The sequence below is a fragment of the Nocardia sp. NPDC058518 genome (genome assembly GCF_042719655.1).
Taxonomy (GTDB): domain Bacteria; phylum Actinomycetota; class Actinomycetes; order Mycobacteriales; family Mycobacteriaceae; genus Nocardia.
This window is the reverse complement of sequence record NZ_JBHXNJ010000035.1, coordinates 12848-35656: the sequence shown is the minus strand read 5'-3', so window position 1 is coordinate 35656 and position 22809 is coordinate 12848. Positions and strand designations below refer to the sequence as shown.

General features: G+C 67.6%; 19 protein-coding genes and 2 tRNA genes. 11 read left to right on the top strand and 10 right to left on the bottom strand.

All coding sequences use genetic code 11. The features are described 5' to 3' along the window. Window positions 1-60 precede the first annotated feature (60 nt). Window positions 61-855, top strand: a complete 795-nt coding sequence (locus tag ACFWPX_RS35030; protein WP_378921856.1) for an enoyl-CoA hydratase — start codon at window positions 61-63, stop codon at window positions 853-855. On the opposite strand, the gene ACFWPX_RS35025 is transcribed toward ACFWPX_RS35030, so the two are convergent. The 3 genes from ACFWPX_RS35025 to ACFWPX_RS35015 all read right to left on the bottom strand — a co-directional run bounded on the left by ACFWPX_RS35025 (window position 852) and on the right by ACFWPX_RS35015 (window position 2631). Then, entirely contained in the window at window positions 852-1907 is a 1056-nt protein-coding gene (locus ACFWPX_RS35025; RefSeq protein ID WP_378932794.1) for a hypothetical protein, read from the bottom strand. The genes ACFWPX_RS35030 and ACFWPX_RS35025 overlap by 4 nt on opposite strands. Window positions 1908-1932: 25 nt before the next feature. Beyond that, window positions 1933-2520, bottom strand: a complete 588-nt coding sequence (locus ACFWPX_RS35020) for a MarR family winged helix-turn-helix transcriptional regulator (protein WP_378921860.1) — start codon at window positions 2518-2520, stop codon at window positions 1933-1935. Window positions 2521-2560: 40 nt separating this feature from the next. After that, window positions 2561-2631, bottom strand: a tRNA-Cys gene (locus tag ACFWPX_RS35015). A 170-nt stretch (window positions 2632-2801) separates the two neighbouring features. On the opposite strand from ACFWPX_RS35015, the gene ACFWPX_RS35010 reads away from it, so the two are divergent. Continuing rightward, complete coding sequence (locus tag ACFWPX_RS35010) at window positions 2802-4235, top strand: RNA-guided endonuclease TnpB family protein (protein WP_378932789.1); 1434 nt, start codon at window positions 2802-2804, stop codon at window positions 4233-4235. A 114-nt stretch (window positions 4236-4349) separates the two neighbouring features. On the opposite strand, the gene ACFWPX_RS35005 is transcribed toward ACFWPX_RS35010, so the two are convergent. From ACFWPX_RS35005 to ACFWPX_RS34975, 7 genes are all read right to left on the bottom strand, one after another. After that, a complete protein-coding gene (locus ACFWPX_RS35005) occupies window positions 4350-5408 on the bottom strand; it encodes an ABC transporter ATP-binding protein (protein WP_378932786.1) in 1059 nt (352 codons plus the stop codon). Between the two features lie 55 nt (window positions 5409-5463). Further along, entirely contained in the window at window positions 5464-7017 is a 1554-nt protein-coding gene (locus ACFWPX_RS35000; protein ID WP_378932783.1) for an ABC transporter permease, read from the bottom strand. Continuing rightward, complete coding sequence (locus tag ACFWPX_RS34995; RefSeq protein WP_378932780.1) at window positions 7018-8040, bottom strand: iron ABC transporter substrate-binding protein; 1023 nt, start codon at window positions 8038-8040, stop codon at window positions 7018-7020. It abuts the gene before it with no gap. 388 nt (window positions 8041-8428) lie between these two features. Next, window positions 8429-9055 carry a hypothetical protein gene (locus ACFWPX_RS34990; RefSeq protein ID WP_378921866.1) on the bottom strand — a complete coding sequence of 209 codons (627 nt, stop codon included), beginning with the start codon at window positions 9053-9055 and terminating at the stop codon, window positions 8429-8431. A gap of 118 nt (window positions 9056-9173) precedes the next feature. Further along, window positions 9174-9246: transfer RNA gene (locus ACFWPX_RS34985), tRNA-Arg, on the bottom strand. 112 nt (window positions 9247-9358) lie between these two features. Next, entirely contained in the window at window positions 9359-10084 is a 726-nt protein-coding gene (locus ACFWPX_RS34980; RefSeq protein WP_378932777.1) for a DUF305 domain-containing protein, read from the bottom strand. Next, a complete protein-coding gene (locus ACFWPX_RS34975; RefSeq protein WP_378921870.1) occupies window positions 10084-10971 on the bottom strand; it encodes a DUF3105 domain-containing protein in 888 nt (295 codons plus the stop codon). Before ACFWPX_RS34975 ends, ACFWPX_RS34980 begins: the two co-directional genes overlap by 1 nt. A gap of 89 nt (window positions 10972-11060) precedes the next feature. Here ACFWPX_RS34975 and argS point away from each other — a divergent pair, with 89 nt between their 5' ends. The 9 genes from argS (at window position 11061) to prmC (ending at window position 22577) form a co-directional block, all read left to right on the top strand. Next, window positions 11061-12722: an arginine--tRNA ligase gene (gene argS / locus ACFWPX_RS34970; RefSeq protein ID WP_378921872.1), complete on the top strand. Its 1662-nt coding sequence runs from the start codon at window positions 11061-11063 to the stop codon at window positions 12720-12722. Window positions 12723-12756: 34 nt separating this feature from the next. After that, the gene (gene lysA, locus ACFWPX_RS34965; protein WP_378932772.1) at window positions 12757-14178 is read left to right on the top strand and encodes a diaminopimelate decarboxylase; all 1422 of its coding nucleotides are present in this window, start codon (window positions 12757-12759) and stop codon (window positions 14176-14178) included. Beyond that, the gene (locus tag ACFWPX_RS34960) at window positions 14175-15515 is read left to right on the top strand and encodes a homoserine dehydrogenase (protein WP_378921875.1); all 1341 of its coding nucleotides are present in this window, start codon (window positions 14175-14177) and stop codon (window positions 15513-15515) included. Before lysA ends, ACFWPX_RS34960 begins: the two co-directional genes overlap by 4 nt. Then, window positions 15512-16606, top strand: a complete 1095-nt coding sequence (thrC, locus tag ACFWPX_RS34955; RefSeq protein WP_378932768.1) for a threonine synthase — start codon at window positions 15512-15514, stop codon at window positions 16604-16606. The genes ACFWPX_RS34960 and thrC overlap by 4 nt, the downstream gene beginning before the upstream one ends. 25 nt (window positions 16607-16631) lie before the next feature. Beyond that, window positions 16632-17558 (top strand): homoserine kinase, encoded by a 927-nt coding sequence (gene thrB / locus ACFWPX_RS34950; protein ID WP_378932846.1) that lies wholly within the window; start codon window positions 16632-16634, stop codon window positions 17556-17558. A 361-nt stretch (window positions 17559-17919) separates the two neighbouring features. After that, window positions 17920-19968 carry a transcription termination factor Rho gene (rho, locus tag ACFWPX_RS34945; protein WP_378932765.1) on the top strand — a complete coding sequence of 683 codons (2049 nt, stop codon included), beginning with the start codon at window positions 17920-17922 and terminating at the stop codon, window positions 19966-19968. 327 nt (window positions 19969-20295) lie between these two features. Beyond that, window positions 20296-20532, top strand: a complete 237-nt coding sequence (gene rpmE / locus ACFWPX_RS34940) for a 50S ribosomal protein L31 (protein WP_301905193.1) — start codon at window positions 20296-20298, stop codon at window positions 20530-20532. Window positions 20533-20628: 96 nt separating this feature from the next. Further along, window positions 20629-21699, top strand: a complete 1071-nt coding sequence (gene prfA / locus ACFWPX_RS34935) for a peptide chain release factor 1 (RefSeq protein WP_062984459.1) — start codon at window positions 20629-20631, stop codon at window positions 21697-21699. 5 nt (window positions 21700-21704) lie between these two features. Then, entirely contained in the window at window positions 21705-22577 is an 873-nt protein-coding gene (prmC, locus tag ACFWPX_RS34930; RefSeq protein ID WP_378932758.1) for a peptide chain release factor N(5)-glutamine methyltransferase, read from the top strand. Window positions 22578-22809 lie beyond the last annotated feature (232 nt).

Here is a 22809-nt window from a genome sequence, read left to right as displayed (position 1 = left end):
GGCGGTACGCCTCGGTATCGTCAGCACCATCCGTGACCGTTGATTGACAAGAGGGTGGCCGTGACCGAATTCGAGACGATTCTGCTGGAGCGCAAGGGCGGCACCGACGGGAAGGGCGGGGTCGGCTGGATCACCCTGAACCGGCCCAAGGCGCTCAATGCCCTCAACGCCCAGGTCCTCGACGACGTCATCGCCGCGCTCGACGAACTCGACGGCGACGATTCCATCGGTGCCGTCGTGATCACCGGCTCGGCGAAGGCATTCGCCGCGGGCGCCGACATCAAGGAAATGGCCCCCAAGTCCTACATGGACATGTTCCTGGCCGACTTCTTCGCCCGCTGGGACCGCCTGGCCAACTTCCGCAAGCCCACCATCGCCGCCGTCGCCGGTTACGCCCTCGGTGGCGGCTGTGAGCTGGCGATGCTGTGCGACATCCTGATCGCCGCCGACAACGCCAAGTTCGGTCAGCCCGAGATCACGCTCGGTGTCATCCCCGGCATCGGCGGTTCGCAGCGTCTCACCCGCGCGATCGGCAAGGCCAAGGCGATGGATCTGATCCTGACCGGCCGGATGATCGGTGCCGAGGAAGCCGAGCGCTCCGGGCTCGTCTCTCGGGTCGTGCCCGCCGACGAACTGCTCGACACCGCGCTCGAGGCCGCGCAGACCATCGCGTCGATGTCGCTGCCGGTCGCGATGATCGCCAAGGAGGCGGTGAACCGCTCGTTCGAGACCACCCTCGCCGAGGGTCTGCTGTTCGAACGCCGGGTGTTCCATTCGCTGTTCGCGACCGAGGATCAGAAGGAGGGCATGGCCGCCTTCGTCGAGAAGCGGCCGCCGAACTTCAGCAACCGCTAGTTCGGTTTCCAGCTCGGCGCGCCGTCGACGAACTCCGCCGTAGCCGGCGCGGTGCCCTGTTCAGGGGACCGCGCCGTGGTGTTGTGGTTGCTGAGCAGGCCGGCGACCGTGCCGCCGAGGGTGGCGGTCACCGCGACAGCGGCGAGAAGTTTTCGGCGGCTGTCCGCGCGCGGCGGGACTGCGATCGCACCCGTACCCCGTCGCGGCATGCGTAAGCGCGCCGAGGGACGGCGGGCGCACAGCAGCACCGCGCCCCGCGCCGAAACATATTCCGGCTCAGGGTCGTACACGATCGGCAGGCCGATCAGCTGGGCCAGATCCGCGCGCAGACTCGGGTTGCGGGTGCAGCCGCCCAGCAGCGCCAGCGCTCCCGGCCGCACCCCCGTCTCCTCGATCAGCAGGCGCACGAACGAGGCCGAATGATGCAGTCCCGCTTCGCAGAGCGCGGCCAGATCGCTGCGGGTCAGCACCGCGCGGCCACCGGTGTCGGCATCGGCGGCGGTGACGACTCTGGTGCGGCTCAACGATTCTCGGTGTTCGCGGCTGGCGTGCGCGTCGGCGCAGACGCCACTGCGGGCGAGTTGCCGGCGCAGGAGCGCGTCGTAGCCGTTGCCGCTGAGGACGGTGCTGCGTTTGCCCGCGAGGATGGTTTCGGTGCGGCAGTCGGCGTGGGTGATGGTCAAGCCGGAGCTGCCGAGGTCGTAGAGCATCACCGAGTCGGTGGCGGGCAGCAGGCCGGTGAATCGCAGATAGCGCAACTGGGCGAGTGGTTCGTCGACGATCGCGAAGTCGGCCTGACCGGCGGCCGCCCTGATCGCGTCGGCTTGTAGTTCGCTGCGGCAGGTAACAGCGGTGCCGGAGATGTACTCGTCGCGTGCTGCCGCCGCCGCGCGCATGCGGTCGATCGCGGTGAGTACCGATTCTTCCACCGAGCCCCCGGCCCGGCGCGGTACCTGGATCCGGTCGATGGGCGGCATGTGGGGCTGATCGGAATGGGTCAACACGGCGCGGGCTCCACCCGCGCCCGCCGATACCCCGAGGATCAGCACCATGGGCTACATCGTGGACCTTTTCGCGCTAGCTGCCAAGGGGGTCGGCCGAAGATTCTCCAGTCGATTGCCAGGTCGCGTGGAATGCGAGGTTTTCCGGGTCGTCGACGTCGAAATCGCCCGCGTCGTGACGGAATTGTGCCAGCAGCCGTAACAGGTCGCGGCCCTGGTCGGCGGGCAGGCCGGGTTCGGCGAACACCTCGGCGTTCAGCGCAGCCGTGGCTTCGGCCACGGATTTCCTTCCCGCGCTGGTGATTTCGATGAGAGTTGCCCGTCGATCACTGGGGTGCGGGACGCGAACAACCAGCCCGGCGGCTTCGAGTCGATCGACGGTATTTGTCACGCTCGTCGGATGCACTTGTAGCCGCGCACTCGCCTTGGCCATCGGCAGAGCGCCGGTGCGGCTGAAACTGAGCAGTTGCAGGAGTTCGTAGCGGGAGAACGTCAGGCCGGAAGGTTTGAGCGCCTCGTCCACGCGCGCCATCACGATCTGCTGCGCCCGAACCAGCGAGGTCACCAGCGCCATCCCATCGGCGACCGACTCCCAGCCGTGGGCGACCCACTGCCGGTAAGCCTCGGCAATGGGGTCATGGGAGAGCGGTCTGGGCCGTGACATGAAAACGATCATTCCACGACCCAGCCGCTTTACCCCACAGAGCGAGCGGCGGGAATTGAACCCGCGTAGACGGCTTTGCAGACCGTTGCCTTACCACTCAGCCACGCCCGCCTCGCCATTGATAGTGCCGTGTGCCGGTGCCAACGGCGAGGGTTGGGATCAGTGTGATCGCAATGATCAGTAGGCGGACAGGTGCCTGGTCAGAGACCGTTGGGGAGTCGACGGCCACTACAAAGGACGACTCGCCACTGTGTCGGTGTCCTGTGTCACACTTGCCCACGATGAGCCGCCACACGACTTTCCGGTACTGCCTCGACCCCACGGTCGAGCAGTCCGTCATGCTCACCCGGCACGCCGGAGCGGCCCGGTTCGCGTTCAACCAAAGCCTCGCCTTCGTGAAAACCGCCCTCACCAAACGCAAGACCTGCCCAGAGCATCCGGTCCCGTGGACCCGGTTCGACCTGATCAACACGTTCAACACCTGGAAGAAGTCCGAAGCCGCAGGACGGGTCTTCGCTGTCGGCGCGGACCGGGTCGCCGAGATTCAGGTGACCGGGTTGGCGTGGCGTACCCAGGTGAGCCAGCAAGTCTTCGAGGAAGCTGCCGTCGACTGTGGTCGAGCCCTGGCCGCCTTCTCGGACTCCCGGACCGGCAAACGTGCAGCTAGGAGGGTTGGGTTTCCTCGATTCAAGAAGAAGTCAGCAACCGTCCCGGCGTTTCGGATCCGCAACAAACACACCAAGGCCGGATGGGCAGCGATCCGAATCGGTGGTGACCAGATCGCGCGGTCGGTGATGTTGCCTGGGATCGGTGCGATCCGGGTGCGCGATGACACCCGCCGACTGCGGCGGATGCTCACCAAGGGACGGGCGAAGATTCTCTACGCCACCATCTCCTTCCGGGCGCGCCGCTGGTGGATCAGTCTGGCCACCGAAGCATCCGATCTGCACCCGGCTCAGCATCACCAGCGGCGAGAACACAACGATGACGGTGGTTGGGTCGGGATCGACCGCGGGTTGGGAGTTTTCTCGGTTGCCGCGACCGCCGACGGGGTCGAAATCGCCCGCATCAACAGCGCGCCCAAACCCTTGGTTACCGAGCTGGATCGGCAACGCCGTCTGGCGAAGTCGTTATCGCGGAAACGGAAGGGGTCCCACAACCATCGGCAGGCGGCCGCCCGGCTGGGACGCCACCATCGTCGAGTCGCTGATATTCGCCGTCATTTCGCCCATCAGGTCGCTAACAGGCTGGTCAAAACCCACGACCGGCTCGTGATCGAAGACTTGAATGTGGCGGGGATGCTCGGCAACCGTTGCTTGGCACGCGCGATCAGCGATGCCGGATGGGCCGACTTCGCCCGCCTGTTGTCCTACAAACAGGCATGGCGCAGCGGCGCACTCGCGACAGCGGACCGCTGGTACCCGTCGACCAAGAAGTGCTCTGCCTGCGGCACAATCAACCCAGCCCTGTCGTTGGATGATCGAGTGTTCTTCTGCGGGTGTGGTTTTCGTGCAGATCGTGACCACAACGCGGCAGTCAACCTCGCCAAATGGCCGACGGCGCAACAGGACTTTTCACGATCCCCGGACCCCCGAGCAGGAGGCCGGGTAACCAATGTCCGCCGACGGGAAGGCGCTGACCGACACCTTGTAGGTGTCGGTGAAACCGGCCCGGTAGACGCGGGAACCGACGTTCACGCCACGCAGGTGGCGTAAACCGACGACGCCCGAGAAGGGCGGTGTCTGGAAACCATCCGGATTTCCAGACACGCTGGAAACCACTCAGCCGCGCCGTGGCCACGAGATTCGGGATCAGGATGATCACAATGGTCAGTAGGCGACGGCGGGGCCGTGGATGGTGAGGCGGACGCGGTCGGCGGTGGTGGGGGCGGCGATGCCGGTGCGGCGGACTCGCACGGTGCCTGCGCCCTCGGCGAGATCGATGGTCAAGATGACGTCGGGGCCGCGGAAGTCGACAGCGGTGACGTGGCCGGAGTGCGGTTCGTCGGCGGCGATCACCTGGGCGGCGAGCTGTTCCGGGCGGATCATCAGGGTCACTTCGCCGGTGGGGGCGCCTGGCTGGACCGGAACGGGGCCGAGCACGGACTTGGCGATGTCGGCTTCGCAGAGGGCATCGAGCAGGACGCAATCGCCGAGGAAGCGGGCGGTGAACAGGTCGGCGGGCTGGTGATAGACCTGCTGCGGCGGCCCGACGTGCGTGAACCGGCCCGCGCGCATGACGGCGACCTGTTCGGCGAAGCTGAGCGCTTCCTCCTGATCGTGGGTGACCAGGATGCTGGTCATGCCCGCGGCGCGCAGCGTGTCGGCGACGGCCTGGCGGGTGGTCGCCCGTAGGCCGGTGTCGAGTGCGCTGAACGGTTCGTCGAGCAGCATGAGGTCGGGTTTGCGGGCGAGTGCGCGAGCCAGGGCGACACGCTGCTGCTGGCCGCCGGAGAGTTGATGAGGTTTGCGGTCGGCGTAGTCCGGGTCGAGGGAGACCATGGCCAGGAGCTCGATGACGCGAGGACGATCGCGGCCAGGGCGAAGGCGGTCGATGGCGCCGCGCAGGCCGGTGTGCAGGCCGTAGGCGATATTGTCGGCGACACTCAGGTGCGGGAACAGGGCGCCGTCCTGGGCGACGTAACCGATCCGCCTGCGCTGTGGCGGTACGCAAAGATCCTGACGGACAACAGTTTCCGATCCGAGCTGCACCGAACCCGTATCGGGCCCCTCGAATCCGGCGATCACCCGCAGCAGCGTGGTCTTGCCACAGCCGGACGCGCCGACCACCGCCGCAGCCGTGCCATTGGGGACGTCGAGGTCGATGTGATCGAGAACCTTGGTGGCACCGAAACTCTTCGAAACCCCTTCGACGACAAGCTGACTCATGCTGTGTCCCCTCGGAATGTACGGGCATGCGCGATTGCCCCCAGTTGCTGACAGCTCATACCCCAGCCGCCTTGCGTGACTGGGTGAACAGCAGATACGTCACCGGTACCGCGGCGATGATCATGATCAGGGCGTACGGCGCGGCGGCGGCGTAATCGAGTTCGCCCGATTTGGCCCAGAACTGCATGGCCAAAGTGCGGGTGCCGGTGGGTGCGAGGAGCAAGGTTGCGGTGAGTTCGGTTGACACCGCAACGAATACGAGCGCGGCAGCCGAGGCAGCCGCAGGCGCCGTCATCCGCAGGGTCACCCGGAAGAAGGTGGTCGAAGCCGACTCGCCCAGCGACCGTGACACCTCTTCGAGGCCGACCGGCACCTGCGCCAGCCCGGCCCGCACGCTCACCAGCGCACGGGGCAGGAACATCAGCGTGTAGGCGATCACCACCAGCGACACGGTTTGGTAGAGCGGGGGTGTCCAGCGGATGGTGACGGTCACCAGGGCGAGCGCGATCACGATGCCGGGCAGCGAACTGGTGATGTAGTTGGCACCCTCGATCAGCCGGGCGAACGCATTCGTCGAGCGCACCGCGATCCAGGCGACGGGAAATGCGCACAGCGTCGTGACCAGCGCGGCCGCGGCCGCCAGGGCAATCGTCTGGCCCAGTGCCGCACCGATTTCCACGGAATCCCACACCGCTGAACCGCCCAGCCACAGCCAGCGCCCGATCGTCCACAGCGGCACGCCGAGCGCGCCGACGACCACCGCCACGAGCACCCCGAACAGCGGCACCCGCCACCCACCCAACACGATCGGCCGCCCGGACCGCGCCGCACCACCGCCGAGCCGGGCGTACCGCGCGTCGCCGCGCAGCAGCGACTCCCCACCGAGCAGCGCCAGGCAGCACAGCACGAGCACCCCCGCGAGCATGCTGCCCGCCGGACCGGCGAAACTGCTCTGGTACTGCTCGAAGATCGCCGTGGTGAACGTGTCGAAACGCAGCATCACGAACGCGCCGTATTCGGCGAGCAGATGCAGCCCGATCAGCAGTCCGCCGCCGAGAATCGCTAATCGCAACTGCGGCAACGTGATCCGCCAGAAGACCGCCACCGGACCCGAGCCCAGCGCACGCGCCGATTCCTCGATCGCCGGATCCAGCCTGCGCAGCGTGGCCGCCACCGGCAGGTACACCAGCGGAAAATACGACATCGTCGCCACGATCACGGCGGCAGACAGCCCGTGCATCGACGGGAAAACGCTCACCCATCCATAACTGTTGACGAACGCGGGCACCGCGAGCGGGGCGACCAGCACCGGCCCCCACCAGGCCCGCCCCGGCACGTCGGCGCGCTCGACCAGCCAGGCCAGCCCGATCCCGAGCACCACGCAGATCGGCACCGTGCACAGCACCAACAGCGCGGTGTTCGAGAGCAGCTCACCCACCCGCGGCCGGAACACCAGCGCGGCGGCCTCACCCGGCCCGGTGTCGAACAGCACCGAGACGATGTAGCCCAGTGGCACGAACGTCGCCGCCGTCAGCACCAGCGCGACGAGCGTGACGAACACCCCGGGCCGACCGACCCGAGGTGTCGACTTCGCCAGGGCGGCACGCACTTACAGCAGCCCGGCCTCGGTCATCAGCTGGGTGACCTTCTTCGCGTCGAGCTTGCTCGGATCGATCGCGGGCGCCTGCAGGTCGGCCAGCGGCGGCAGCGCGGGGTTCGCGGCGACATCGCTGGCCACCGGGTACTCCATCGAATCGCCGTCGCGCAGCACCTCCTGGCCCTTCTTCGCGGTGATGAAGGCCAGGAACTTCTGCGCGGACTCCTGCTTCTTGCTCGATTTCAGCACGCCGGCGCCCGACACGCTGACGAAGGCGCCGGGGTCCTGGTTCTTGAAGTAGTGCAGCGCGGTGTTCGCGCTGCCCTCCTTGGTCTTGGCCTGGTCGCGGTACCAGTAGTAGTGGTAGATCACGCCACCGTCGGGATCGCCCGCGTTGACCGCCTTCATGGTCGCGACATTGTTCTGCAGGCTGGTCGCGTTGGCCTTCATGCCACGCAGCCAGGCGCGGGTGACGTCCTCGCCCTTCAGCGCGAGCAAACCCGCCACGATCGCCTGGAAGTCGGCGCCGGATGTGCCCGCCGCCCAGCGTCCCTGCCATTGCGGCTGCGCGAGATCCAGCAGCGAGGCGGGCAGCCCGGCGGGCTGGAGCTTGTCCTTGTTGTAGACGAAAACCGTTGCGCGAGCAGCGACTCCGGTCCACTTGCCGGTGGACGGCCGGTACTGAGCAGGCACCTGGTCGAGGGTGGCCTTGTCGACATCGGCGAACAGGCCCGCGTTCTCCACCAGCGCCATCGCGGGGGAGTTCTCGGTGAGGAAGGCGTCGGCGGGGGAGTTGGCACCTTCGGCGACGAGTTGGTTGCCGAGCGCGGTGTCGCCACCCTGCCGCAGGGTGACCTTGATGCCGGTCTCCTCGGTGAACGCCGCGACCCACTCCTTGGTGAGCGACTCGTGCTGGGCGTTGTAGACGGTGATCTCGTCGGCACTGCCAGAGGAGGAGGAGCAGGCGCTGAGGCCGAGTGTCGCCACGGCGACCGCCATCAGCCCGGCCAGAGGTTTCCAACTGCGCGAGGTCATCGGCGTCCTTCCACCAAGGTTGCCCATCCTATGATGAGGCTTACCTAAGGAAGATACCCCGCCTGACGTGCGGGGATGTGTACGAACGGCGAATCGGAGGCCGGAGAAATCCCGTGCGACGACGTGATCGCGGTGCCGGAATACTGACCGCGGGTCAGGCTGCTCCCGCGGGGTCAGTACCACGCCACGTTCGGTCACGGTGACGATTTCCAGATCGAGCGCGATCAGCGGAACAGATTGTGCTGCAACAGAACCCGGCACCACGGCGGCGAGCGCTACGCCCGCCGCGGCGGCGAGTACTGTCCGGCACGACGCTCCGCAGCAGCCCTTGTCCGGCGAGGGTAACGGCGGTTGCGGGCGATACCGGGAGGCGTCACCGGGTGTTCGGTCAGTGTTTGTTGGCCGGTGCCGAGCAGATCTTCCAGGTGCCGTCTTCCTTGGTGAGGTGCTCCTCGGTGCTCGACTCGGTATCGGGCTCCTCGCCCTCCACCGACAGCGTCAGCTGACCGGTCACCGTCGCCTTCGCATTGTCACCGGTGATGACGATGTCTTTGACATCGTCGATCGTCACCTGGACCGTCGCCTTGTCGAACTGCTCGCGCTGCTCGGGGGTGAGATTGTCGATCTCGGTGCGGTCGGCCTGACAGGCCAGCTGTGCGGCGGCGATGAAACCCTCAGAATCGAGCGTGTCGTAGAAATCGCGCACCGCGACATCGATCTGCGTCTCGTCCGACGACAACGGCGTACGCCCCTGCAATGTGAGCACAACACCCGTGACCAGGGCGCCGATCACCACCAGTGCGACAACACCGAGCGCGATGAACAACCCGGTCCGCTTCTTCTTCGGCGCGGGTGGCGGTGCGAAAACGTCGGGCCCATCCGGATACTCGGGTCCCGGCGGCCCACCCGCCCCGAACCCCGCGTGTGGATAGCCCGGCGGCCCGGATGGCATCCCCGGACCGACCGGCGGCTGCTGACCGAAGGGAGGCTGCTGTCCCTCGGGCGGATTCGTCATGGCAACGCTCCTGATGTCATCGGGGGCGCCTGCCCCCACAACGTGTGGAACCGTGCGAGATCAAACCTGACTATCGAAAAAACGAGGCCCCGACCGAACGGACGGGGCCTCGAATTTGTGCCCTCGGCAGGAATCGAACCTGCGGCCTTCTGCTCCGGAGGCAGACGCTCTATCCCCTGAGCTACGAGGGCGGGATAGATGCCGGTCGCGGTGAGGCGATCGGGCAGCGACAGCGTATCGCATCGAGTGCGGTGCGCCAAAAACGGTGCCGGACCGGGGGTTGGGCCGGTCCGGCCGCGGTTGTCAGTTGAAGGGGAGGGGGGTGGCGTTGCGAGCGGCGAGCATGGTGGTCATCAGCTGCGATTCGCCCTCTTGGGTTTTCGACATGGTGGCGGCCAGCGTGCGGACCGAGGTGGTGTCGGCGTGCTCGGCGGCGTAGTCGAGCATCGGGACACCGCCCTGGTGGTGGCGCAGCATCAGTTGCAGGAACATCGTGTCAAGGGCGGGGCCGGTGGACTGGCGTAGCGCGGTCATCTCCTCCTGGCTCGCCATGCCGGGCATCGACTGCATCGGGCCCGACATCGCCGGTCCGTCCGTCGTACCGCCGTGGTGGCCGGTGCTGCCGTGGTCGTCGGTCATCCAGCCCATGTAGCCGTCGACGTTCTGGTTGGACTCGCCCCACAGCTGCAACCAGGCCTGCATGCGGCCGATCTGGTTCTGCTGGGTGGTCAGGATGTCGTAGGCGAGGCGGCGCACGTCGTTGTCGTTCGAGGCGATCAGCGCCACCCCGGCCATATCGACGGCCTGCGCGTGGTGGGCCGACATGTCCTGGCTGAAACCGATGTCGACAGCGCTCGGCTCGGGTTCGGAGTTCTTCTCCAGCGGCATACGCAACAGCACCCCCGCCACCGCGCCCAGCAGCAGCAGACCGATCGCGCCGAGGACGAGCACCGCCCCGGCCGGGCGTCGCGCGCTCGGTTCGGGTGCGATGTCGTCGGGTTCGACCGTGCTCTCTTCCGGCGCGCTCACTACTGACCCGAGGGCAGGCCGCCCGGCACCGGGATGTTCGGCAGGCCGGGGATCCCGGAGCCGATACCGCCGCCACCGAGTTCGGTGGTGTCGGGGGTCAGGCCCTTACCGTCCATCGGCACCGCTTCCGGACCGTAGGGCGTGGAGTCGAACGGCGGCGGGTTGTTCGCGTCGAAGATCGGGTTCGAGCAGCTCGCGCCGACCTCGGGGTAGGCGTAGGGGTTCTCGCGCAGGGCGGAGATGAACTGCTTGATCCGCGCGTCGTCGGCGTTGTCCAGCTTGAGCTGGTGGCCCCACGACTGCAGCGAGATCGCCGAGTCCAGACCCGGGTACGGCGACATCAGCGAGTACTGACGGCCCTTGACGAAGTTCGACAGCTTCTCGACACCGGCCGCGTCGACCTTGTCGGGGTTGTAGGCGATCCAGACCGCGCCGTGCTCGAGCGAGTGCACGGCGTTCTCCATGCGGATCGGCTTGGCGTACACGGTGCCCGTGCAGTTCGCCCAGGCGCCGTCGTGCGGGCCGCCGAAGGCGGGGGTCTTGTCGTAGGCCACGCGCTGGCTGGCGGTCACGTGCAGACCGGCCGGGTACTCCGACTTCACGACGCCGTCGATCTTCGCCGACGGGTCCTGGTTCTCCTTGGAGGGGACCCATTCCTTGAGGTCGGTCTGGGCTTCCCGGATCGCGGCCTGATCCAGGTACTTGGGCACCAGGCTGTAGGCGAGCAGGCCGATCAGCGCGACGATGGCAACACCGGCGCCGAGCAGTGCCCATGGGGTGTCGCGCTTCTTGCCCGGAAGGTTGCCCTTGCGGGTCTTGCGGGACGGAGACGACTTCCCCGCGGCCCGCACGGCCTTGGCTGATGTGGCGCTGGTCCTGCTAGGCATCGCTCGTTGTGCTCTTTCGACGTGTGGATCGGTGGGTTCATGGCGGGCGGTCGTGGTTGCAAGGGGCCCAGCCAATAGGATAGAGACTCGTGACTCCAGCTGACCTTGCAGATCTCCTTCGTACCACCGCGGCGAAGGTGCTTGTCGAACGCGGACTGGACTCGTCGGTCCTGCCCGAGCAGGTCACAGTGGAGCGTCCGCGCAACCCCGAACACGGCGACTATGCCACGAATGTGGCCATGCAGGTGGCCAAGCGGGTCGGAACCAACCCTCGCGAGCTGGCCGGCTGGCTGGCCGAGGCGCTGTCGGCGACCGAGGGAATCGATGTGGCCGAGATCGCCGGCCCCGGATTCCTGAACATCCGGCTCGCCGCCTCGGCGCAGGGCGCGATCGTGAGCCAGATCCTGGCCGCGGGGGAGATCTACGGCACCGGGTTCGCGCTGGCGGGCACCAAGATCAACCTCGAATTCGTCTCCGCGAACCCGACCGGTCCGGTGCACCTCGGTGGCACCCGCTGGGCCGCGGTCGGTGACGCGCTTGGTCGCATCCTGGCCGCTCAGGGCGCCGACGTGACCCGCGAGTACTACTTCAACGACCACGGCGCGCAGATCGACCGCTTCGCGAAGTCGCTGGTCGCGGCCGCGCTGGGCGAGCCGACCCCCGCCGACGGTTACGCGGGCGAGTACATCTCCGAGATCAGCGCCGGCATCGTCGCCGCGCATCCCGAGGTGCTCACCCTGCCCGCCGACGAGCGCCACGAGGTCTTCCGCAGCGAGGGCGTGCAGCAGATGTTCGCCCAGATCCGGGCGGATCTGCACGAGTTCGGCACCGATTTCGACGTGTACTTCAACGAGAGCGAACTGTTCGCCTCCGGCGCCGTCGAACAGGCCGTCGAGCAGCTCAAGAACTCGGGCAACCTGTACGAGAAGGACGGTGCGTGGTGGATCGCCAGCACCGAATACGGCGACGACAAGGACCGCGTGGTCCTCAAGAGCGACGGCAACGCCGCCTACATCGCCGGTGACATCGCCTACTTCCAGAACAAGCGTGCCCGCGGCTTCGACCTGGCCATCTACATGCTCGGCGCCGACCATCACGGCTACATCGGCCGGTTGAAGGCCGCCGCGGCCGCGTTCGGCGACAACCCCGACACCGTCGAGGTGCTGATCGGGCAGATGGTGAACCTGGTGCGCGACGGCGTCGCCGTGAAGATGAGCAAGCGCGCCGGCACCGTGGTGACCCTCAACGACCTGGTCGAGCAGATCGGTGTCGACGCCTCGCGCTACTCGCTGGTGCGGTCCTCGGTGAACTCGAGCATCGACATCGACCTCGACCTGTGGACCAAGGCGAGCAGCGAGAACCCGGTCTACTACGTCCAGTACGCGCACTCGCGGACGAACAGCATTATCGGCAACGCCGCGAAGTATGCCGAATTCGCTTCTGTGGCACCGGATTTCGCGCTGATGACCTCCGGTCGCGAAGGTGATCTGATCCGCACCCTCGGCGATTTCCCGCGCGTGGTCGCCACCGCCGCCGATACCCGCGAACCGCACCGCATCGCCCGCTACCTCGAAGAACTGGCCGGTGTCTACCACCCGTTCCAGTCCGACGACGACATGCGCGTGCTTCCCAAGGGTGACGACGCCGTCACCGAGCTCAACGCCGCCCGGCTCGAGCTGGTCAAAGCGACCCGTCAGGTGCTGGCCAACGGCCTTGCCCTGCTCGGCGTGAGCGCACCGGAGCGCATGTGAACACCGGCAAGCCTTTCAGGAAGGACGCACCGAAATGAGTGCACACCCGGCCGGTCCCCGGCACGCAGAGATCCCGCACGCACCGAGTCTGGCCGAGCGCCCGACCGATCCGAGGGAGATGATCGACCTCCCCGCGAACGTCTGGCCGCGCAATGCCTCGCGCGCTGACGACGGTGTGGTCGCGCTGGCGGGCGTGCCCGTCACCGAGCTCGCCGAGCAGTTCGGCACGCCGCTGTTCGTGATCGACGAGGACGACTTCCGCTCGCGCTGCCGCGACATGGTCGCCGCGTTCGGGCCGAATGCTCGCGTGCACTACGCGTCCAAGGCGTTCCTGTGCGGCGAGATCGCGCGCTGGATCCGGGACGAGGGCCTTTCCCTCGACGTGTGCTCCGGCGGCGAGCTGGCCGTCGCGCTGAACGCCGGTTTCCCGGCCGAGCGGATCGCGCTGCACGGCAACAACAAGTCGGTGCCCGAGCTCGAAGCGGCCGTCGCGGCCGGTGTCGGGCACGTGGTCGTCGACTCGCTCTACGAGATCGAGCGGCTCGAAGCGGTCGCCGGTGCGGCGGGCGTGTTGCAGGACGTGCTGGTCCGCGTGACCGTCGGCGTCGAAGCCCACACCCACGAGTACATCTCCACCGCCCACGAGGACCAGAAGTTCGGCTTCTCGATCGCCGGTGGCGACGCCATGGAGGCGCTTGCCCGCGTTTTCGAGGCCGACAACCTGCGTCTGGTCGGCCTGCACAGCCACATCGGCTCGCAGATCTTCGAACTCGACGGCTTCGAGATCGCCGCGCGCCGCATGCTCGGCCTGCTGCGCGAGGCCATCGACAAGTTCGGCATCGAACGCACCGCGCAGATCTCGACCCTGGATCTGGGTGGCGGTCTGGGCATTTCGTACCTGCCGAGCGACAACCCGCCGCCGCTGGACGAATTCGCCGCCAAACTGCGCGCCCTGGTGGCCGCCGAGGCCGCCCGTGCCGGGCTGCCGGAGCCGACCATCGCTGTGGAACCGGGTCGCGCCATCGCGGGCCCCGGCACCGTCACCCTCTACGAGGTCGGCACCATCAAGGATGTCGAACTCGACGGTGGCGCGCGCCGTCGCTACGTCAGCGTGGACGGCGGGATGAGCGACAATATCCGCCCCGCGCTGTACCAGGCCGACTACGATTGCCGTCTGGTCTCGCGCTCGTCGGACGCCAACGCGGTCGTCGCGCGCGTGGTCGGAAAGCATTGCGAGAGTGGCGATATCGTCATTCGTGACACCTGGATGCCCGCCGATACGGCCCCCGGCGACCTGGTGGCCGTGGCAGCGACCGGTGCGTACTGCTATTCGATGTCGAGCCGCTACAACCTGCTCACCAGGCCCGCCGTGGTCGCGGTGCGTGACGGTGCGGCGCGACTGATTCTGCGCCGGGAAACGGTGGCGGACCTGCTCAGCCTGGAGGTGGAAGAATGAACGGCACCAAAGATGCGGGGCGTCCGCTCGGCGTAGCCGTGCTCGGGATGGGCACTGTCGGTACCGAGGTGGTTCGCGTGCTGTGCGATCACGCCGATGACCTGCGTTCGCGCGTCGGTGCGCCGCTCGTGCTGCGCGGTGTCGCGGTGCGCGACATCAGCAAGGACCGCGGTCTGCCCGCCGAGCTGCTCACCACCGATGCCGCCGCGCTCGTCGCCCGCGACGACGTTGACCTGGTCGTCGAGGTCATGGGTGGAATCGACCCCGCCCGCAAGCTGATCGGCGACGCGCTCAGCGCGGGCAAGTCCGTCGTCACCGCCAACAAGGCGCTGCTGGCCGACTACACCGGCGAACTCGCCGCCGCCGCCGAGCGCAGCCGCGCCGACCTGTACTTCGAGGCCGCCGTCGCCGGTGCGATCCCGGTGGTCCGGCCGCTGATCCAGTCGCTCTCGGGTGACCGGGTGAACAAGGTCGTCGGCATCGTCAACGGCACCACCAACTTCATCCTCTCCGCGATGGACGAAACCGGCGCCGCCTACGACGACGTGCTCGCCGAGGCCACCGAACTCGGCTACGCCGAGGCCGACCCCACCGCCGATGTCGAGGGCTACGACGCCGCCGCCAAGGCCGCGATCCTGGCCTCGCTGGCGTTCCACACCCGCGTGACCGCGGCAGATGTCTACCGCGAGGGCATCTCCAAGATCACCGCCGAGGACCTGGAGACCGCGTCGGCCGTCGGCTGCACGGTGAAGCTGCTCGCCATCTGCGAGCGCGTCTCGGCCGGTCCGGGCGAGCCGACGCTGGAAGAGGGCGGCAAGGATCGCGTCTCGGTGCGCGTGTACCCGGCGCTCATCCCGCGCAAGCACCCGCTGGCCTCGGTCAACGGCGCGTTCAACGCCGTTGTCGTCGAAGCCGACAATGCCGGTCGCCTGATGTTCTACGGGCAGGGTGCCGGTGGCGCCCCCACCGCGTCGGCCGTGCTCGGTGACCTGGTGATGGCCGCGCGTAACAAGTTCTACGGTGGTCGCGCACCCGGCGAATCGGTTTATGCTGAGCTGCCGATCGCTCCGATCGGCGACACCCCCACCCGCTATCACGTGAACCTGCAGGTGGAGGACCGTCCCGGCGTACTCGCCGCGGTCGCCGACACCTTCGCCCAGCACGGGGTGAGCATCTCCACCGTGCGTCAGCAGGGCCACGGCGACGGCGCCCGGCTCGTGGTCGTCACCCACCATGCGGTGGAGTCGTCGCTGGCAGATACTGTCGCCGTATTGGCGGACATGGAATCCGTCACCGCTGTGACCAGCGTTCTCAGATTGGAAGGCACAGAAGAATGAGTTCCACCGGCATCGCCCCGCAGCTGGGTGTGCACTCGCGCTGGCCCGGTCTGATCGCTGCCTACCGTGACCGCTTGGCCGGTGCGGCCGACTGGGAGCCGGTGACCCTGTTCGAGGGCGGTACCCCGCTGGTTCCCGCGCCGTACCTGTCCGAGCTCACCGGGTGCGAGGTGTACCTCAAGGTCGAGGGTGCCAACCCGACGGGTTCGTTCAAGGACCGCGGCATGACCATGGCGATGACCGACGCCAAGTACCGCGGCCAGAAGGCCGTGCTGTGCGCGTCGACCGGCAACACCTCGGCCTCGGCCGCGGCGTACGCCACCCGCGCGGGCATGGAGTGCGCGGTGCTGATCCCGCAGGGCAAGATCGCGATGGGCAAGCTGGCCCAGGCCGTGATGCTCGGCGCCAAGATCATCCAGGTCGAGGGCAACTTCGACGACTGTCTCGAGCTGGCGCGCAAGGTGACCGCGGAGTTCCCGCAGGTCGGCCTCGTGAACTCGGTGAACCCGGCGCGGATCGAAGGCCAGAAGACCGCCTCGTTCGAGATCTGCGATGTGCTCGGCAAGGCGCCCGATGTGCACGTGCTGCCGGTCGGTAACGCGGGCAACATCACCGCCTACTGGCGTGGCTACCGCGAATACCACGCCGACGGCATCACCTCGGTGCTGCCGCGCATGCTCGGCGTGCAGGCCGCCGGTGCCGCGCCGCTGGTCAACGGTGCGCCCGTGAAGGACCCGGAGACCATCGCGACCGCGATCCGGATCGGGGCCCCGGCGTCGTGGAACGGTGCGATGGAGGCCAAGGACCAGTCCGGTGGTGCGTTCCGCGCGGCCACCGACGACGAGATCCTGGCCGCCTACCGCCTCGTCGCCGCGAAAGAGGGCGTCTTCGTCGAGCCCGCGTCGGCCGCGAGCGTGGCCGGTCTGCTGGCCGCGCGCAAGGAAGGCTGGCTGGATTCGGGGCTGACCGTCGTGTGCACCGTCACCGGCAACGGTCTCAAGGACCCCGACAACGCGCTGGCCGGAATGCCCGAGGTCAAGCCGATCGCCGTCGACCCGATCGCCATCGCACGTGAACTCGAGCTGGCCTGAGTTGGCCGCACCCGAGCCCACGCTGATGACAGCGACCCTGCCCGCCGGTCTCGAAGTGACCGTGCGTGTTCCCGCCTCCACGGCCAACCTCGGGCCCGGATTCGATTGCCTGGGAATGGCATTGGGCATCTACGACGAAATCGTGGTGCGCACTACCGCATCGGGACTCGACATCCGGGTGGAGGGTGAAGGTGCCGACGACGTGCCTTGGGGCCCAACACATCTGGTGGTCCGCGCGATCGAGCGTGGACTCGAATCGCTCGGTGTCTGGGCCGACGGTCTCGACGTGGTGTGCCGCAACGTGATTCCACACTCGCGTGGGCTGGGCTCGAGCGCGTCGGCCGTGGTCGGCGGGCTGGCCGCGGGCGCCGGGCTGGCCGCGAAGTTCGACCCGGCGCTGCGCATGGACGACGACCGGCTGGTGCAGCTCGCCTCGGAGTTCGAAGGCCACCCCGACAATGCCGCTGCCAGCGTGCTCGGCGCAATCGTGGTGTCGTGGACCGAAACCGATGCCGCGCAGTCGCGCGCCTACCGGGCCGTGCGGCTCACCCCGGCGCCCGCGCTGCGCCCGGTGGTGCTGATCCCGCAGGAGCGCTCCTCCACGGCCCACACCCGCGGGCTGCTGCCCGAGCAGGTGCCCCACGGTGACGCGGCGTTCAATGTCAGCCGGGCGGCGCTGGCCGTCGTCGCGCTGACCGATCGCCCCGATCTGCTGATGTCGGCCACCGCCGACCGGTTGCACCAGGCCCAGCGTGCCCCCGCGCTACCGCTGACAACCCAGTGGATCGAGCGGCTACGCGCCGCGGGTATCGCGGCGACGGTCTCGGGCGCGGGCCCGACAATTCTCGCCTTGACCACCGAAGAATTCCCCGATGACCTGCGCAAACAGGCAGAATCGGACGGTCTGCGCGTGGTCGAACCAGGCATCGCGGACGGGGTATTGATCGACTGACGGCGTGCCTGCCTTGCCGTTGTTCGCAATAGGCAGCTATTCTGGGCAAGTCCGTACATCGTGCGCATCAGACGCCGGTGCTTCATCAGGGCAATCGCTCCCCTCACCACTGTCTTCTGGTGGCGAAGGCCTCCGGTCCTCCCGCGGCGGGTAGTACGGCACAGGCGTCGAACATGGACGCATAATCCGAGCTCGGCATATGTTGCCGGGTCTACGGAACGGAACCCTCGAATCAGCACACGGCATTCGAGGGAAGGAAAGGACTTCCGTGACAGAAACGGACCTGCTCGCGACACCCGGGGTGGATTCCAACCCTACGAACTCGGGCAGCCGCGAAAGTGAATCCGGACAGATTTCGAAAATGAGCGAACAAACCGACGTCGCACGATCGGGGCTGACTGGAATGCTGTTGCCGCAGTTGCGCGCACTGGCGGGGGAGCTCGGTATCCGAGGTACCTCCGGAATGCGTAAGGGCGATCTCATCGCCGCTATCAAGGAAAATCAATCCGGAGCGCCTGCCAAGGGCGACAAGCCCGCCGCCGCCGCCGTGACGGCCACCGCGCCGGTCGCGAACGAGGCTCCCGCCAAGAACGACGCGCCTGCCAAGAACGAAGCGCCCGCGAAGGTGGACAAGTCCGCCAAGGCCGAGAAGCAGGCCGCGCCCGCCGAGAAGCAGGCTCCCGCCGAGGTCAAGGCCAGCGAGCCGACGACCGTCGAGGCTCCGGCCGAACAGGCCGCGACCGAGCAGGTCAAGACCGATGCCCCCGCCGACGCAGGCGAGGATTCCGGTCGCGACGGTGGCCAGCGTGGTCGTGGCAGGCAGCGTCGTGGGCGTGACCAGGCCCGTTCCGGTGGTGGCGACAATGCCCCCGCCGAGAACCGTGCCCCCGCGGAGAACCGCGCCGAGGAGACCAAGCAGGCCGACAAGGCCGAGGGCGGCGACCAGGGCGAACGCCGACGCGATCGTGGCGACCGCAACGGCGCCGAGCGCGGCGAGCGCAACGGTAACGACCGCGGCGGCAACGACCGTGGCGAGCGCACCGGTGGCGACCGTAATCAGAACGAGCGCAACCAGAATCAGAGCCAGAACGGCAACACCGGCGGTAATCGCGGTCCCCGCGACGACCGCGGTGGTGACGACGAGGAAGGCGGCCGCGGTCGCCGGGGTCGTCGATTCCGTGAGCGTCGTCGTGGTCGTGACCGCGATGGTGGTCCCGCCGGTGGTGGCCAGGCCGAAGCCCGCGATTACGACATTCGCGAGGACGACGTCCTGCAGCCGGTCGCGGGCATTCTCGATGTCCTCGACAACTACGCGTTCGTGCGGACCTCCGGCTACCTCGCCGGCCCCAACGACGTGTACGTGTCGATGAACCTGGTTCGCAAGAACGGCCTGCGCCGCGGTGACGCGATCACCGGTGCGGTGCGCGCCCCGCGCGACGGCGAGCAGAACAACCAGCGACAGAAGTTCGACCCGCTGGTTCGCCTCGACACCGTGAACGGCGGCGAGCTGGAAGCAGCGCGTCGTCGGCCGGAGTTCCAGAAGCTCACCCCGCTGTACCCGAACGAGCGGCTGCGCCTGGAAACCGCGCAGAACAAGCTCACCACGCGCGTGATCGACCTGATCATGCCGATCGGTAAGGGCCAGCGTGCGCTGATCGTGTCCCCGCCCAAGGCGGGTAAGACCACGATCATGCAGGACATCGCCAACGCGATCGCGATCAACAACCCCGAGTGCTACCTCATGGTTGTCCTGGTCGACGAACGTCCCGAAGAGGTCACCGATATGCAGCGTTCGGTGAAGGGTGAGGTCATCGCCTCCACCTTCGACCGCCCGCCGGGTGACCACACCTCCGTCGCCGAGCTCGCCATCGAGCGTGCCAAGCGTCTGGTGGAGATGGGCAAAGACGTTGTGGTGCTGCTCGATTCGATCACCCGATTGGGTCGTGCGTACAACAACTCCTCGCCCGCATCGGGTCGTATCCTCTCCGGTGGTGTCGACTCGACCGCGCTGTACCCGCCGAAGCGTTTCCTCGGCGCGGCCCGCAACATCGAGAACGGTGGCTCGCTCACCATCATCGCCACGGCGATGGTGGAGACCGGTTCCACCGGCGACACGGTGATCTTCGAAGAGTTCAAGGGCACCGGCAACGCCGAGCTCAAGCTCGACCGCAAGATCGCCGAGCGGCGCGTGTTCCCCGCGGTGGACATCAACCCGTCGAGCACCAGGCACGACGAGCTGCTGCTCTCGCCCGACGAGATGGCGGTCGTGCACAAGCTGCGGCGTGTGCTGTCGGGTCTGGACTCGCACCAGGCGATCGATCTGCTGATGGATCGTCTGCGCAAGTCCAAGAACAACCTCGAGTTCTTGATGACGGTCTCCAAGACCGCACCGAGCGCTCTCGACGAGTGATCGTCTAGAACTGCGAACAAGGGCCCCGCTTCGGCGGGGCCCTTGCTCGTTCTCGGCCGCCTTGATCTGGACTGAGTGGAGGGTGCGACGAAGGAGTGCCCGGAGGGAGGGAAGATCGAGGGAACAGGCCGAGAACCCGCGGCGCCAGCCGCTGTGTAACAGGGAACAAACCGGCGGTGGGGGGTGTTCTGAAGGGGTGCGGCCTGATCTGGCATACTGGACCGCTGTGTGTCTGCGAGTTCTCGCAGACTCCCGCCTAGTCGGTTCCGGTTCACGTACTCCACTCCATGGAGCTACGACCCGGCGACCATTATCGAGAGGACGCCCATGAAGGCAGGAATCCACCCCACGTATGTCGACACCACCGTTGTGTGTGGTTGCGGCAACACCTTCCAGACTCGCTCCACCAAGGAGTCCGGCCAGATCTCGGTCGAGGTCTGCTCGCAGTGCCACCCGTTCTACACGGGCAAGCAGAAGATTCTCGACACCGGCGGCCGCGTGGCTCGCTTCGAGGCTCGCTACGGCAAGCGCGCAGGTGCCAAGAAGGCCGAAGACGCCTCCTAGTTACCTCCCCCGACGCCCGGTACTGCTCACGCAGGCCGGGCGTCGGTGGTTTCTCTACCCGAGGTAATCGCTTTCCCACACCATAAGGAACTCTCTGTGACGCAGCCGTCCGCTATCGACGACATCCTGGCCGAGTACGCGGGCTTGGAGATGCAGCTCGCCGATCCGTCGTTGCACAACGACGCGGGCGCGGCGCGGCGAGTGGGGAAGCGGTTCGCCGAGCTGGCACCGGTGATGAGCACCTATCGCAAGCTCGAGACCGTGCGCGACGACCTGGAGGCCGCCCGTGAGCTGGCCTCCGACGACGCCTCGTTCGCCGCGGAGGTGCCAGGGCTCGAGACCCAGCTCGTGGAGCTGGAGCAGGCTCTTGCCGACCTGCTCGCCCCGCGCGACCCGCACGACGGCGACGATGTGGTGCTCGAGGTGAAGTCCGGCGAGGGTGGCGAGGAATCGGCGCTGTTCGCGGCGGATCTGGCGCGCATGTACATCCGCTACGCCGAGCGGCACGGGTGGAAGGTGGAGACGCTCGACGTCACCTATTCCGACCTGGGCGGATACAAGGACGCGACGCTGTCGATCAAGAGCAAGGACGCCGCGCGCGACGGGGTGTGGTCGCGATTCAAGTTCGAGGGCGGGGTGCACCGGGTGCAGCGTGTGCCGGTGACCGAATCGCAGGGCCGCATTCACACTTCCGCCGCGGGCGTACTGATCTACCCCGAGCCCGACGAGGTCGAGCAGGTGCAGATCGACGAGACCGACCTGCGCATCGACGTCTACCGGTCCTCCGGCAAGGGCGGCCAGGGCGTCAACACCACCGACTCCGCGGTCCGCATCACCCACCTGCCCTCGGGCATCGTGGTGACCTGCCAGAACGAACGCTCCCAGCTGCAGAACAAGGCGCGTGCCATGCAGGTGCTCGCCGCCCGGCTGCAAGCGCTGGCCGAGGAGCAGGCCGACCAGGAAGCCGCGGCCGGTCGCGCCAGCCAGATCCGCACGGTCGACCGTTCCGAGCGGATCCGCACCTACAACTTCCCGGAGAACCGGATCGCCGATCACCGCATCGGTTTCAAGTCGCACAATCTCGACGCCGTCCTCGATGGTGACCTCGACCCGCTGCTCGACGCGCTCGGCAAGGCAGACCGCGACGCGCGCATGGCTGCCGAGTAACCGGCATGAGCGGCGAACGCCTCCGGTTGCGTCCGCTGATCGTCGAAGCCGCCGCGCGGCTGGCCGAGGCGGGTGTCGGTTCGCCCATGCCCGACGCGGAGCAGCTGGCCGCCCATGTGCTCGGCACCGAGCGCATGCGGCTGGCGTTGTTCCCGATGGTCGAGCCCGAGATCGCCGACCGGTACCGCGCGCTGATCGAACAACGGGCCGCGCGAATTCCCTTGCAGCACTTGACCGGAACGGCCGCGATGGGTGCGATCGACCTCGCCGTCGGCCCCGGCGTCTTCGTGCCGCGCCCGGAGACCGAGCTGCTGTTCGCGTGGGCGCTGGCCTACCTCGGGACGCTCCCACACGACCACGCACCGATCGTCGTCGACCTGTGTACCGGCTCGGGCGCACTGGCCCTTGCCATCGCCCACGCTCGCCCCGACGCCGAGGTCCACGCCGTCGAGCTCGATCCCGGCGCTCTCACCTGGGCCCGCCGCAACGCCGACACCCGCATCGCCGAGGGCGACACCCCGATCACCCTGTACGCCGACGATGTCACCGACCCGACCCTGCTCACCCCGCTGACAGACCGGGTCGACCTGGTCGTCTCGAACCCGCCCTACATCCCCGAAGACGCGATCCTCGACCCCGAGGTAGCCGACCACGACCCCCACCGCGCCCTCTTCGGCGGCCACGACGGCCTCGACGTCATCCGCGCCATGATCCCCACCATCGCCCGACTCCTTCGCCTGGGCGGCGCCACCGCCATCGAACACGACGACACCAACGGCGGGGGAGTAGCGGCGCTGCTCGCGGCAGCCGATTTCACCGGCATCGTCGAACACACCGATCTCGCCGACAAGCCCCGCTTCGTCGTCGCCCGCCGCTGATCCTGACCGGGTCCGACGACGACGTCAGTTCGTTAGTGGCAAACACCGACCGCGGTCGAACCTCATGGTCGAACAAGTGGCCCTGGCGCTCAGCACACTTCGAGCATCTATCGAGATACCTGATCTCGCACCGACATGGGTAACTCACCGGGTACGGGCCGACCCAGCCCCGACCATCGTCTGGCCGCCAACGTGAATCGTTTCGCGCCTGGGTCTGGCCAACAGGCGCGGA

Coding starts and splice junctions, on each gene's coding strand:
- rpmE (WP_301905193.1), top strand. CDS start 20,296: ATGAAGGCAGGAATCCACCCCACGTATGTCGACACCACCGTTGTGTGT.
- rho (WP_378932765.1), top strand. CDS start 17,920: ATGAGCGAACAAACCGACGTCGCACGATCGGGGCTGACTGGAATGCTG.
- ACFWPX_RS34975 (WP_378921870.1), bottom strand. CDS start 10,971: ATGCCTAGCAGGACCAGCGCCACATCAGCCAAGGCCGTGCGGGCCGCG.
- ACFWPX_RS35005 (WP_378932786.1), bottom strand. CDS start 5,408: ATGAGTCAGCTTGTCGTCGAAGGGGTTTCGAAGAGTTTCGGTGCCACC.
- thrB (WP_378932846.1), top strand. CDS start 16,632: ATGACAGCGACCCTGCCCGCCGGTCTCGAAGTGACCGTGCGTGTTCCC.
- ACFWPX_RS35020 (WP_378921860.1), bottom strand. CDS start 2,520: ATGTCACGGCCCAGACCGCTCTCCCATGACCCCATTGCCGAGGCTTAC.
- ACFWPX_RS34995 (WP_378932780.1), bottom strand. CDS start 8,040: ATGACCTCGCGCAGTTGGAAACCTCTGGCCGGGCTGATGGCGGTCGCC.
- prmC (WP_378932758.1), top strand. CDS start 21,705: ATGAGCGGCGAACGCCTCCGGTTGCGTCCGCTGATCGTCGAAGCCGCC.
- thrC (WP_378932768.1), top strand. CDS start 15,512: ATGAGTTCCACCGGCATCGCCCCGCAGCTGGGTGTGCACTCGCGCTGG.
- lysA (WP_378932772.1), top strand. CDS start 12,757: ATGAGTGCACACCCGGCCGGTCCCCGGCACGCAGAGATCCCGCACGCA.
- ACFWPX_RS34960 (WP_378921875.1), top strand. CDS start 14,175: ATGAACGGCACCAAAGATGCGGGGCGTCCGCTCGGCGTAGCCGTGCTC.
- ACFWPX_RS34990 (WP_378921866.1), bottom strand. CDS start 9,055: ATGACGAATCCGCCCGAGGGACAGCAGCCTCCCTTCGGTCAGCAGCCG.
- ACFWPX_RS35025 (WP_378932794.1), bottom strand. CDS start 1,907: ATGGTGCTGATCCTCGGGGTATCGGCGGGCGCGGGTGGAGCCCGCGCC.
- ACFWPX_RS35010 (WP_378932789.1), top strand. CDS start 2,802: ATGAGCCGCCACACGACTTTCCGGTACTGCCTCGACCCCACGGTCGAG.